Genomic DNA, 12,129 nt, shown 5'->3' on the forward strand with positions numbered 1-12,129 from the left:
GTCCGGGGAGGTGATCATTCGGGCCCCGGACGGGCCCGCTCCTCTGGCACAGTTGCGGAATGCACGGTGACGCTGACGACGCGCAATCAGAAACGGCCGGCGGAGCGGAGGCCGGGCCGACCGTCGTGGAACTGGTGCGGGAGCGATGGGGCACACGGCTGACCGGGACGGTCATCGACCGGTTCCTGGAGCCGGGCTGGAGCTACCAGGAACAGGTGCCCCGCGCGTGCCCCGTCTGCGAGCGGCAACTGCACTCGCTGCGCAGACCGTACGAGTCCCAGGGGCGCGTCTACCGCTACGTCGCCGTCGTCTGCCCCTCCTGCCCCGCCGCGTACACCCTGGCCGACCTCGGGGTGAAGACCTACGACAAGCTGTGCGCGCCGGGGCGGACGGCGGCTGCCGCCCCCGCACCGGCGCCGTCGGCCGAGCCCGTCACGATCTCCGCGGTCCTGGGGCGGATGGGCCTCGGGCCGTCTCCCGGCGGGCCCGGTGCCGGCGTCACGGCGATCCGGGTGCCGCGCCCCGCCGCGGCCTCCGGCTCCGCCGCCCCCGCACGGCAGCCGCGCCCTGCCTGGCCCGGGGATCTGCCGCTGCCCGCGGAGGACGAGAAGCGCCGCCTGCTGTGGTGCAAGGTCGCCGACCCGGCCTGGCGGCCCGCCGCGGCGGCCGTGGCCGCGGCCGAGGACGTCCGTGTCATCGTCCCCGACACCCCCGCGTTCGACGCCCTGCGCGAGGAGCTCGCCGCGCAGGGCATACCCTGCCGGAGCGTCCGCCACTGGCAGGAAGCCGAACAAGTCTCCACCGTCGGCGACTTCGGGGACCCGACGGACCTGGTCGCCCACCCGGCGCGGGACGCGGCCCCCGTGGCGGGCCCCGGCGCCCACGCCGCGCGCGACGCCTTCGCGGCCCAGTGGGACGCCCTGGAGGAGCTCCCGTCCGGCGACCCCGACGCGTACGTACCGGTGACCGGCCTCGTCCCGCGGTCCTGGGCCGGGCTCCTCACCCACCCCTCCTTCAACCCCGCCCAGGCCGCCGCCGTCCCGGCCGTGCTCGACGGCGACGAGCACCTGGTCGTCGTCGCCCCCACCGGAGCCGGGAAGACGCCCGTCGGCATGGTCGCCGCCCTGCACGCCCACCACCGCGGCCGCAAGGCGGCCTGGCTCGTACCGCAGCGCTCGCTGACCGACGAGCTCGACCGCGAACTGGAGGCGTGGCGCCGCGCCGGCCTCGAAGTGGTCCGGCTCACCGGCGAGTCCGCCGTCGACGCCGCACTCGTCCGCAAGGCGGACGTCTGGGTCGCCACCACCGAGAAGTTCGAGGCGATCTGCCGCGCGGGCTCGCTGCGCGACGCCCTCGCGGAAGTCGGCTGCCTCGTCGTCGACGAGATCCACCTGCTCGGCGACCCCACGCGCGGCCCCGTCCTCGAAGCCCTCCTCGCGCGCGTCCGCGAGGACAGCACGCAGGTGCGCATCGTCGGCCTCTCCGCCACGGTCGCCAACGCGGACGAGGTCGCCGCATGGCTCGGCGCCCGCCTCATCCGCACTCCCTGGCGGCCCACCCGCCTCACCTGGCAGATTCCCGTCCTCCCCGCCGCGCACGACGCCGACTGGTCCGCCCGCGCGGCCTCGCGCACGAAGACCGCCGTACGCCTCGCCCGGACCGTCACCGGCGAAGGCGGCAGCGTGCTCGTCTTCTGCGGCAGCAAACGCGGCGTACGGGCGACCGCGCTCGCCCTCGCCGCGGACCGCGGCGTGCCCACCGCCGGAGCCGACGCGGACGACGCCGAACTCGTCGAGCGGCTCTGCGCCGGCGCCGGAGTGCGGCTGCACTACCGCGACTGGCCCTACAAGCGCGAGGCCGAACACGCCTTCCGCACCCGGCAGGCCGACGTCCTCGTGGCCACCTCCACCGTCGCCGCGGGAGTCAACCTCCCCGCCCGGGCCGTCGTCGTGCGCGACACGCAGATCGGGCTGGACCGCATCGAAGTGTCCATGGTCCAGCAGATGTTCGGGCGCGCCGGCCGCGTCGGCGCGGGGGAGCGCGAAGGCTGGGCCTTCCTCCTCGCCGACGGGGAGGAGCGCGCCGAATGGCAGGCCAGGCTGGCCGCCGGCTACACCGTCCGCTCCCGCATCCGCGACCGCCTGCCCGACCACCTCCTCGCCGAAGCCGTCCAGGGCCGCCTGCGCACCCTGTCGCAGGCGGAGACCTGGTGGACGCAGACCCTCGCCTTCCACCAGGGCCAGGAGAGCTTCGACTCCCTCCACGACGCCGTCGGCTTCCTCGCGGAATCCGCCTTCCTGCGCCGCACCCCCGCCCCCGGCGGCGACGGCGCCCCCGACCTCCTCGTACCGACCGAACTCGGCAAGCTCACCAGCCGCTTCATGGTCGACTCCGACCTCGCGGACACCCTCACGAGCGCGCTGCGCGGCCTGCCCGTCCCGCAGGACCCCGACACCGCCGAGGACACGCTGGCCGCCCTGCTGAGCGCCGTCCTGCCCGTCCTGGAACAGGCCCCCTTCACCGAACGGGCCCGCGCTGCACTGCTGCGGGTCCTGCGCACCGGCGGCCGCACCGACGACCCCGACGGGACGGGCCCGCAGGACGAGGGCGCCAAGCCCGCGCCCGGCGACCTCTCCCGCGCCGTCCTGCTCCTGGTCGCCCACAGCCCGCACGCGTTCCGCACGCGTAGCGCCTACGTGCTCGGCATCCCCCTGGAGAGCATGACGAACATCCTCGACGAGGCCGAGCGCTACCTGGCCTGGCTCGGCGCCCAGGGCCCGCTCGGAACCGTCCACCCGTGGGCCGCCGTCGCCGCCTCCGACCTCGCGGCCCGCATCCGCTGGCGGACGCTCGGACCCCCGCGCGGCGCCGGCCGGCTGCTGTGGATGTGCGAGCAGATGGCCACGGCGCCGCTGGCCCGCCGCCTCGTGCCGCAGATGTGGCGCGCCGCCCGGGAGCGGGGCGTCGACGCCCCCGACTGGCCGGGCACCACCCCGCCCGCGTCCTGCGCCCTCCCCGCGGACCGCTACCGCGCCCTCCTCGCCGACCGGGCCACGGGCACGGTCTTCACCGAGGAGCCCGGCGGGGACGCCGTGCACGTACTCGCGCCGCCCGGCGCGATTGTGCGCGCCTGGAGCGGGAAGACGGCGACGGAGCACTTCTCCGACGGCAGCCCGGCCGAGGTCCCGCGCCCGCGGAACCACCCCGCGGACGCCGCGGGCCTCGGAGCGGTCGTCTTCACACGGGGCGACCGGCTGGCCCTGGGCTGGGCGGCGGCGTACAACGCGATCCGGACCCGTAGCGTCGTCTGACCCGGCCGGCGCCACGAAGTCCAGGTGGAGTCACTCGTCCGTGTGGCCGGCCCCTGCGGCCCCCGCCCCTGGGACGGTCACGGACGGACAGTGGCCATGAAGGAGAAACTTCCCGTGCACCATGGAGGCCCTGTGTCCGGCGTGATCACCGTTGGCGTGGACGGCAGCGAGCACGGCAGTGCCGCGGCGGACTGGGCGGCGGCCGAGGCCGCGCTCCGGGGCATGGAGCTGCGCCTCGTCCACGCCTGGGCCCAGCAGCCGCTGGACCTCCCGGTCACCGTGGACACCGAGGCCCAGCAGCGCTGGGCCGGGAACCTGTTGCAGGAGACCCGCGCCCGGGTGACGGCCCGGCACCCGGACCTGCCGGTCACGGCCCGGCTGCTGCCCGCCGACCCGGTTCCCGCGCTCGTGGCCGAGTCCGCCGAGGCGGCCGTGCTCGTCCTCGGCTCGCGCGGCCACGGGGCGTTCGTCGGCTATCTGATCGGCTCCATCGCCCTGCACGTGCTGCGGCAGGCCAAGGGGCCGGTCGTCCTCGTACGCAGCCCTGAGGAGGAACAGGAGGCGGGGGCGGACGAGGGCGAGGGCGTGGTCGAGGTGCTGGCCGGTGTGGGCGAGGAGCCGGACGACGTCCTGGAGTTCGCCTTCGAGGCGGCCGCCGCGCGCGGGGCACAACTCCGGGCCGTACGCGCCTGGTCGCTGCCCCCGGTCGTCGACTGGGGCCCCGGCTCCATGCGGCTGGCCGACGAGACCGGCGGGCTCGCCGCCCTCGAACGCAAGCGGCTGGCCGACGCCCTGGAGCCGTGGCGCTCCCGCCATCCGCAGGTCGGGGTCGTCGAGCAGGTGGAGATGGGAAGCGCGGCGCAGGTGCTGCTGTCCTCCTGCGGGCGTGGCGCCCTCATGGTCGTCGGGCGCCATGCCTCCGGCCCGCACGGCCTCCAGCGCATCGGCCACGTGGCCCACGCGGTGCTGCACCACGCACCGTGCCCCGTAGCGGTGGTGCCGCATCCCTGACGGGCCTTTAGTAGTGCTGGCCCGTCAGGGACCGCCGGGGAAGCGGGAGATCAGCCGAGCGCCGACGCCAGCAGCCTCGCGGTCTCGGCGACGAGGGGGCTGTCCCCTTCCGCGCCGGCTTCGTGCTTGGTCGTCAGGATGGACATGACGACCGGCGCCCCGTGCGGGGTCCAGGTGACGCCGACGTCGTTGCTGGTGCCGTACGACCCCGCGCCGGTCTTGTCCGCGACGGTCCAGCCCGCGGGGACGCCCTTGCGGAGCTTCTCGCCGCTTGTCGTGTTGGCGAGCAGCCAGCCGGTCAGACGCTTGCGGTCCGCGGGGTCCAGCACGTTGCCGAGGACGAGGCGGGCGTAAGTGCGGCCTATCGCGCGGGGGGTGGTGGTGTCCGTCGTGCGGTCCGGCTCCGCCGAGTTCAGCGCGGGCTCCCAGCGGTCGAGCCGGGTGATGCGGTCGCCGGTCGAGCGGCAGAAGCGGGTGACGGCGGTGGGGCCGCCCAGCTCGCGGAGGAGGAGGTTGGCCGCGCCGTTGTCGCTGTAGGAGATCGCCGCGGCGCACAACTCCTCGACGGTCATGCCGTTCGCGACGTTCTCGTCCCTGCCCGTGATCTTGTCGTAGCCCGAGTCCTCGACCTCCTTCTTGGTGTAGTGGATGCGCTCGGCGAGGAACTCGCCGTCGCGGTCGAGGTCCCGCAGGACGGCGGCGACGGCGATCGTCTTGAACGTCGAGCACATGGGAAAGAGCTCGTCGGCCCGGTGGGCCACCGTCCTGCCCGTGGCCGTGTTGTGGGCGAACACCCCGAGCCGGGCGGAGTGCTCCTGCTCCAGCTCGCGCAGCCGCCGGGCTATCCGGTCGCCGCCGGGCGTCGCCGCGTACACCGTCCCGCCCGTGCTCAGGGCGGCGGCGAGGGCCGTTCCGGCGCCGAGGGTCAGGATCGTGCGGCGGGAGGGGCGTGCGCCTGTGCGTTCCAAGATCGTATGCTCCTTGCGTCCTCGGTGATGCGGTCGTTAGCCAATACGCACCTAATGAGTCGACTGGTTCCACTTGAAGGCGATCAAGCATCATTTGTGCCCGCCGGGCCCGCTTTGCTCACTGCGCCCACGTATGATCATCAGGTGAAGACCTGGCCCTGCTGGTGGCGCGCCCTGCCCGTCGCCGTGGCGCTCCTCGCCACCGCCGGTTCGACCTCGGCGAGCGGCGCCGCGGCCCGCGCCGTACCCCGGCCGACACCGCAGGAGGCCGCCCGCTGCCGCGCCCTGCACGCGCAGCTGCCCGCGACCCTGGCGGGCCTGCGGCGCGGAACCCCGCGGCCCGCCTCGGAGTTCACCGCGCAGTGGGGCACGCCGGCGGTCTTCCTGCGCTGCGGCGTGCCGCGCCCCGAAGCGCTCAAGGCCGGCTCCCCGCACTTCGACCGCTACGGCTCGGCGTGGGACCTCGGCGGCATCGAGTGGTATCCGCAGCAGCAGGCCGACGGCAGCGTCCGCTTCCTGGCCACGAAACGCGCCGCGTGGGTCGAGGTGACCCTGCCGAAGGAGTACGCGGGCGGTAGCGGGAGCGGTGGTGGTGGCGCCGATGGAGCGGCCGTCCTTGAGGAAATCGCTGCTCATATCAAGATGACGATCCCCGAGGGCTATGTGTGACGACCGTGCCCAGAATGCGTTCCAGCGGGAAGTACCCCACGTCCCGGGAGTCGAAGCTGACCCTCCCGTTGTCCCCGAGGAGGACGACCTTGCCGGGCGGCACGCGCTGCTCGGGTGCCGCGGCCAGCGAACGGACGCGGTCGCGGGGGACGGGGTCGCCGGGGAGGGCGGCCACGCGCTTGATGAGCCAGTCGCGGCCGCGGACGCCGACCGGTCCGGCCCCGGGGTGCACGGGCGGGGCCGGCCAGGTGCCGCCGCCCGCAGGCCGTTCGGCCACCACCACCTGACCGACGGCCGGGCGCGGGCCGCGCCGTACGAGCACGCGGTCGCCGTCGCGGAAGGCCGGCGCCATGCTCGTGCCGCGGACGGTGACCACGACCAGGCCTCGCGCCAGCGACACGGCCGCGCCCAGCGCCAGGCCGGCCGCGACCGCCGCCGTACGGCGCAGCCGCCGCGGCGCGGGCCCGGCCGTCACCGCGGCTCTCCCGTGAACGCGGGCGCGTCCGCGGCCCCGCCCGCGGGACCGGCCTCCTCGCCGGCCCGGTAGCCGGCGGCCTGGAGGGCGAACAGGCGGGCGTAGCGGCCGCCGGAGGCGATGAGTTCGGCGTGCGGGCCCTGTTCGACGACGCGGCCGTCCTCCAGGACCGCGATGACGTCCGCGTCGCGCACCGCGCCGAGGCGGTGGGAGATGAGGAGGCTGGTCCGCCGGCCGCGGTGCTGCCGCAGCGCGGTGTGGATCTCGTGTTCCGCCTCGGCGTCGAGCCCGGCCGACGGCTCGTCGAGGATCATCAGGTCGCGCCGGTCCCGCAGGAACGCGCGGGCGAGCGCGAGCCGCTGCCGCTGCCCGCCGGAGAGGACCACGCCGGTCTCCGGGTTGTCCTTGTCGGACTCCATGAAGAACCTCCGCGACAGCAGCGTGTCGTACCCGTGGGGCAGGCCCGCGACCTTGGCGTGGATGCCTGCGCGCTCCGCCGCCGCCTCGACGCGCGGGCGGTCGTCCAGCGCGGTCAGGTCGCCGAGGGCGATGTTCTCCGCGGCCGTCATGTCGTAGTGCATGTAGTCCTGGAACACCGCGCCGATGCGCCACCGCAGTTCGGCGACGCCGACGGTGCGGATGTCCACGCCGTCCCACAGGATCGCGCCCCGCTCGGGATCGTAGAAGCGGCACAGCAGCTTCACCAGGGTGGACTTGCCGGCGCCGTTCAGCCCGACCAGGGCGAGCGCCTGCCCGTGGGGCAGGCGCAGGCAGGCGCCGCGCAGCACCCACGGGTGCTCGGGGGAGTAGCGGAACCACACGTCGCGCAGTTCGATGCCGCGGGTCAGCGGCGGCAGCTCGGCGGGCTCGGCGGGCACGGGCAGGTCCGGCCCGGCCCCCGCGACCGCCAGGTAGTGGTCGAACATCAGCAGGGCCTGGTGCGAGCGGGCCACCTCGCTCGCCAGCGTGGCCAGCGCGCCCTGGATGCCGGCCACCGCGGCCACGAACATGACGACGTCGCCCGCCGACAGGGCGCCCGCGTGCGCGGCGCCCACCGCCCACAGCAGACCCCCGCCCGAGACGAGCGCGGCCAGCAGCCCGAGCCCCGACTGGACGAGGGCCTCCCGCCGGTCGACCGCGCGCTTCGCCGCGTCGGCCGTGCGCCGGTCGGCCAGCATCCGCCCCCGCAGGAACGCGCCGGTGCCGAACAGCCGTATCTCCTTGGCCGCTTCGACGCTCGACAGCAGCTCGCCGTAGAACATCTGCCGCCGCTCCACGGGCCCGATGTCCCAGAGCGTGCGCGCCTTGCGGCGCGCCATGGCGACCTCGGACACCAGCGTCGGCACGGCGGCGCCCAGCACCAGGGCGGTCATCCACGGGCTGAGCAGCGACAGGGAGCCGAGGAACCCGCCGATGGTGATGGCGCTGCGGGCGATGCCGACGGCGCCGTCGACGGCCTGGTTGGGCATGCCGCCGCCGGAGCTCTGCGCGAGCCGCAGCCGGTCCAGGAAGCGCGGGTCCTCGAAGCGGCCCAGGCCGGCGAAGCCCTCCACGGCGGTGAACAGCCGGTCGTCGGCGAGGAGCCCGACCCTGCGGTCGAGTTCGCGCCGCAGGTACTGGCTCGTCTGGGGCGCCACGGCGATGACGACCCCGGCCGCGGCGAGCCCGGCGGCCAGGCCCGCGAGCGCCGCGAAGGAGGCGCCCGAGCCCAGCCCGTCGAGCAGCAGCTTGGTCAGCCAGGCGGTGACCACGGGCAGGGCGCCGGCCACCAGCGTCAGCGCCAGGTAGCACGCCAGCGCCGCGGGCGCCGCGCTCGCGACCAGCGCGGCGGCCGCGGCGATCCGCCGGACCGTGGCCGGCAGCCGCACCGCGGCCGTGGGCCGGACGGTGGCCGGGGGCCCGCTCATGCCGCCACTACGGGCGCATCCAGGTTCACGCTGTTGCGCGCGATCACGGGCCTGCCCGCGCCGTCCTGGGCGACCTGGAGCAGCGTCGGGAAGCCGAAGACCTGGAAGGCGTCGGTCAGGGCAAGGTCGGCGTCCTGCACGACGACGCGGGCGACGTCGCTCAGCCCGGCGACCTGCCCCTTGGCGCGCTCGGGAGTGCCGACCACCACGGCCAGCACCTGCCTCCGGCCGCCGGGTACCGTCCGCGCGTACTCCGCGAACTTCGGCAGCATCTCGTGGCACGGGCCGCAGCTGGGGGAGAAGAACGCCACCAGGGTGTCGCCGGACAGCGACTCGCGGGTCAGCACCTCGCCGTCGACGGAGACGGCGCTGAACTCGCCGACCTCCTCGCCCACCTTGATGACGGGCGGCCTGCCGGGCGGCGAGCCCTCGGCGGCCTTGGACAGCAGCGCGGTGTGCTCCCGCAGCCGCTTGATCACCCCGAGGGTGAGGATCAGGTCCAGCGTACAGAGCAGTCCCACCAGGACCACCGCCGCGATCAGGACGGGCATGGGAGTCGTCTCCTCCGAGTTCGCTCGGGTTTCGCAGGGAGTCAGGTTCCGTACGGTGCGCGCTCAGCGGCTGTACGGTCAGGTTCCGTACGGGTGTTGAGCCTGTGCCTCGACGGGACGGAACAGGTCGAGGATGTCGTCGAGCGCGGCGACCAGCGCGCCCAGGAGCAGGCCCGCGAGGACGGCGACAGCCACCCCGCCCGGGGTGGCCGTGCCGCCCGTACCCGCGGCCGCGGCACCCGTGACCGCCGCGGCCGTGAGCGCGAGGTTGCGGACGATGTGCCTCGGGCCGAGCGGGGTCGGAGAGGCGCCGAAGCACCGGCACGGCGCCCGCACGCCGCGCCGCACGGAGAGCGCGATGCCGGCGGTGAAGACCGCCAGCAGGACCGCCGCGATCGCCAGTCCCACGACCGTGGCGGCCGGCACGGGCACGGCGAGGCTCACGCACACCGCGCCTTCGGCCGCCACCACGGTCCGCGCCACCGGCCGGGCCCGGCGCACGGGCACGACCTGCATGCCCGCCACCGAGGACACGAACCGGTCGAAGGATCTTCGACCGGCCGCCTTCCCGGCGGACGAGGCGAGGAACACCACGCCGATCAGGCACTGGATTCCGATGGCCAGACAGCCCATCCGGTTCTCCTCCTCCAGCCGTTGCCGTGACGTTCCCGATCGTTCCCGGACATTTCCGGTTGTTCCCGGTCGTTCCCGGCCGGGGCGCTCGTTGCGGTGTCGCTAGCGGGTGTGCTCAGCTCTTGTGATCACTGAACGGGTACGGGCATGGGTGCCGGCTAGCACTGACAGACGATCGTCGGGCAGCCGTTGGAGTTGCAGCACGCCCAGCAGGGGGCGTTGTAGCCGCACTTCCCGCTGCACTGCCAGCAGGCGGGGTAGTTGCCGCAGGACAGGAGCTCCGCGGCGGCCGCGTCGATCTCGGGCACGAACTTCCCGAGAAGGCGGCTGCCCAGCTCCGCGAACTTTGCGTACATCGGCACGCTCCTCACGTGGTCGGAACGAGTGGGTCGGGAGAACCGGGCCGGCATCCGGTGCTCACGCCGGTCGAGTCTCACGGGGCCGCGGCGGCACGGATAGTGCGGTTTCCGGTCGAGAGGGCGGGCCGGCGGGGGCGCCGGCGCCGGCCCGCGGGTGGCGGGAAGCGGCTCTTGCGGGGTGCGGCGGGCGGCGGGTGCGCGAGCGCGGCCATGGGGCGGGCGGCGGTACGGGCCACTGCCCGGCACTGCGCGGACCGGCGGGTTCCCCTGCCGAAGGTGAATCCGTGCCTCCGTACGGCCGCGGGGCCCGCGCAACTGGCCAGGACGGGGCCGTCGCGCTTCGCGCCATCGGTGCAGAACGGGTGAAGGAGCGGTGGAGACGCTTTCCGGCCGGTGGCCGCCCGGCCGCGCCCAAGGGGCCGACGGCATGGTTCCGTTTCGGGGCGGGGCATGGTAGGGCCCGGCGCCCAGGGGCGGTTCAGGACTTCGTGACCGCCCTCGTGGCGCGCGGGGCGGCCGGCGGAGGGCGGCATGTCGACGTCCGGCAGCCGTTCCTCGTAGGCGCTGCGGGTTTGTGGCGGGAGTGTTGAGGCGGTGTTACGGACGCACGTGCCGTTGTCATGCCCCGGTGCGGCGGCTTCCGCCCCGGGAAACCGGGAGCGCGTCGGCCGGTTCTGGCTGTCGTGGCCCGCCGTGACCGGTCGTGCCGTAGCGGACGCCCGCGGGCGGCCGGTGCTGCCGTGCCGCATGAGCGAAGCACGAACTCGTGTGTGAACCGGCCCGGCCGGGGTAGGAGTTGGCTCATGGGGAGAGCCTTCCGGAGAGCCACTCGTGTTGCTGCCGCACTCGCCATCGCCTGTGCGGGAGCCTTCGCCGCCGCGCCGGCGGCACCCGCCGCCCAGAGCGCGGGGAGCGCGGTGGCCGCGGGCGGGTGCAGCATGGACACCGCCGCCCAGGGCGTCGCCGGCGCCCCGTCCGGAAGCCCGGTCTCCGTGCCGCGCGCGGACGGCCGGGTCGATCAGTTCCAGGTGTTCTACGACTCCACCGCGTCGCAAGGGCTGCCGTTCGTGTGGCACAGGGCCCAGGCGGCGCCCGGCGGATCGTACGGGGCGTGGGAGCGGGTCAGTGCGGGCACGGTCGGCCCCAAGGCGAGCTTCGTGACAGCCATCGAGAATGCCGCGGGCGGACTGGAGTTGTTCTGGCTCGACCACGGCGGCTTCTGCCACACCGTGCAGGGACCGGCGGGCGGGGCGTGGTCCGCCCCGGAGGGCTTCGGGCTCCAGCCGTCGCCGTACCACGGCTTCCTCGTGCTCTTCAAAAGGTCGAACGGCACCCTCATAGCCATGGCGTCGTCGGGCAAGCCGGACCGCTCCATGGAGTCGCGCACGCAGCTGAGCTCCGACGGCGTGTGGCTGCCCCCGGCCCACATGGGCAAGGTCACCGAAGCGTCCGTGGGCCTGAGCCAGCCGGACACCGTCACCGAACTGGGCGATGGGCGACTGAAGGTGACGGCCCGTGAGTGGAACCGCGACCGCTACTGGCAGATCACCGAAGAAGCGCCTGACACCGGCGTGCCGCGCGGCTGGTGGCCCGCGCAGTGGCAACTCTGCGCCACGCCCCGGTGCGACTGACCGGTGCGACTGACCGGCGGGGCGTGCCCCTGCCGCACCCTTGCGTGATCTTGTGCGTGATCTTGCCGAAGAGACAAGTCGATCTTCCTGCCCGAGGCAGGTTAGGTTAGCCTAAGCTAAGTCCCGCCTCGGGTGTCGTGACGCACTCCCCGTGACCGCTCCGCCTTGTGCTGGGCGGTCGCAGTGCTGCGCGGAATCCGATGCCGGCCTCGGCCTCTCACCGGCGGACGGACGCGCGCTCTCGCGCCGATCCGTCCTGCCCCGGCACGGAACGACGCAAGGACGGAACATGGTGCGCACAGCAGTGGCAGGCGCGAGCGGATACGCGGGCGGTGAATTGCTGCGGCTGCTGCTGGGGCATCCCGGCGTCGAGATCGGCGCGGTGACGGCCGCCTCCAACGCCGGCCGGCCCGTGACGGAACTCCAGCCCCACCTCGCCCCGCTGGCCGGGCGGGTTCTGGAGGCCACGACTGCCGAGGTGCTTGCCGGGCATGACGTGGTGTTTTTGGCGTTGCCGCATGGTCAGTCGGCGGGGGTTGCCGCGGGGCTGGGTGAGGGGACGCTGGTGGTGGATTGTGGTGCGGATTTCCGGCTGCGGGACGCTGTGGAGTGGG

At 74.6% G+C, this 12,129-nt stretch carries 10 protein-coding genes and 1 pseudogene; 5 read left to right on the plus strand and 6 right to left on the minus strand.

Annotation, left to right across the window (positions count from 1 at the left end; genetic code table 11):
* Positions 1 to 59 precede the first annotated feature (59 nt).
* Together D7231_RS30925 and D7231_RS30930 are read left to right on the plus strand one after the other, a co-directional pair.
* Complete coding sequence (locus D7231_RS30925; protein WP_120758954.1) at positions 60 to 3,311, plus strand: DEAD/DEAH box helicase; 3,252 nt, start codon at positions 60 to 62, stop codon at positions 3,309 to 3,311.
* A 141-nt stretch (positions 3,312 to 3,452) separates the two neighbouring features.
* A complete protein-coding gene (locus D7231_RS30930) occupies positions 3,453 to 4,322 on the plus strand; it encodes a universal stress protein (protein WP_338419890.1) in 870 nt (289 codons plus the stop codon).
* Positions 4,323 to 4,372: 50 nt separating this feature from the next.
* Here D7231_RS30930 and bla read toward each other — a convergent pair whose 3' ends face one another.
* Positions 4,373 to 5,290, minus strand: a complete 918-nt coding sequence (gene bla / locus D7231_RS30935; RefSeq protein ID WP_120758958.1) for a class A beta-lactamase — start codon at positions 5,288 to 5,290, stop codon at positions 4,373 to 4,375.
* A gap of 144 nt (positions 5,291 to 5,434) precedes the next feature.
* Between bla and D7231_RS30940 the strand changes: the two genes are divergently transcribed.
* The gene (locus D7231_RS30940; protein WP_158673845.1) at positions 5,435 to 5,959 is read left to right on the plus strand and encodes a DUF3515 family protein; all 525 of its coding nucleotides are present in this window, start codon (positions 5,435 to 5,437) and stop codon (positions 5,957 to 5,959) included.
* On the opposite strand, the gene D7231_RS30945 is transcribed toward D7231_RS30940, so the two are convergent.
* The 5 genes from D7231_RS30945 to D7231_RS30965 form a co-directional block, all read right to left on the minus strand.
* Positions 5,928 to 6,434, minus strand: a complete 507-nt coding sequence (locus tag D7231_RS30945; protein ID WP_242000009.1) for a S26 family signal peptidase — start codon at positions 6,432 to 6,434, stop codon at positions 5,928 to 5,930. The genes D7231_RS30940 and D7231_RS30945 overlap by 32 nt on opposite strands.
* Entirely contained in the window at positions 6,431 to 8,341 is a 1,911-nt protein-coding gene (locus D7231_RS30950) for an ABC transporter ATP-binding protein (RefSeq protein WP_120758962.1), read from the minus strand. Before D7231_RS30950 ends, D7231_RS30945 begins: the two co-directional genes overlap by 4 nt.
* Positions 8,338 to 8,892, minus strand: a complete 555-nt coding sequence (locus D7231_RS30955) for a TlpA family protein disulfide reductase (RefSeq protein WP_120758965.1) — start codon at positions 8,890 to 8,892, stop codon at positions 8,338 to 8,340. The genes D7231_RS30950 and D7231_RS30955 overlap by 4 nt, the downstream gene beginning before the upstream one ends.
* A 78-nt stretch (positions 8,893 to 8,970) precedes the next feature.
* Positions 8,971 to 9,525 carry a MauE/DoxX family redox-associated membrane protein gene (locus D7231_RS30960; protein WP_120758967.1) on the minus strand — a complete coding sequence of 185 codons (555 nt, stop codon included), beginning with the start codon at positions 9,523 to 9,525 and terminating at the stop codon, positions 8,971 to 8,973.
* 158 nt (positions 9,526 to 9,683) lie between these two features.
* Positions 9,684 to 9,881 (minus strand): hypothetical protein, encoded by a 198-nt coding sequence (locus D7231_RS30965; RefSeq protein WP_030369120.1) that lies wholly within the window; start codon positions 9,879 to 9,881, stop codon positions 9,684 to 9,686.
* 806 nt (positions 9,882 to 10,687) lie between these two features.
* Between D7231_RS30965 and D7231_RS30970 the strand changes: the two genes are divergently transcribed.
* Complete coding sequence (locus D7231_RS30970; RefSeq protein WP_147449821.1) at positions 10,688 to 11,515, plus strand: PLL family lectin; 828 nt, start codon at positions 10,688 to 10,690, stop codon at positions 11,513 to 11,515.
* A 289-nt stretch (positions 11,516 to 11,804) separates the two neighbouring features.
* Positions 11,805 to 12,129: pseudogene (locus D7231_RS30975) on the plus strand (N-acetyl-gamma-glutamyl-phosphate reductase); the annotation flags it as partial.

Origin of the sequence: Streptomyces klenkii (assembly GCF_003626645.1) — a bacterium.
Lineage (GTDB): Bacteria > Actinomycetota > Actinomycetes > Streptomycetales > Streptomycetaceae > Streptomyces > Streptomyces klenkii.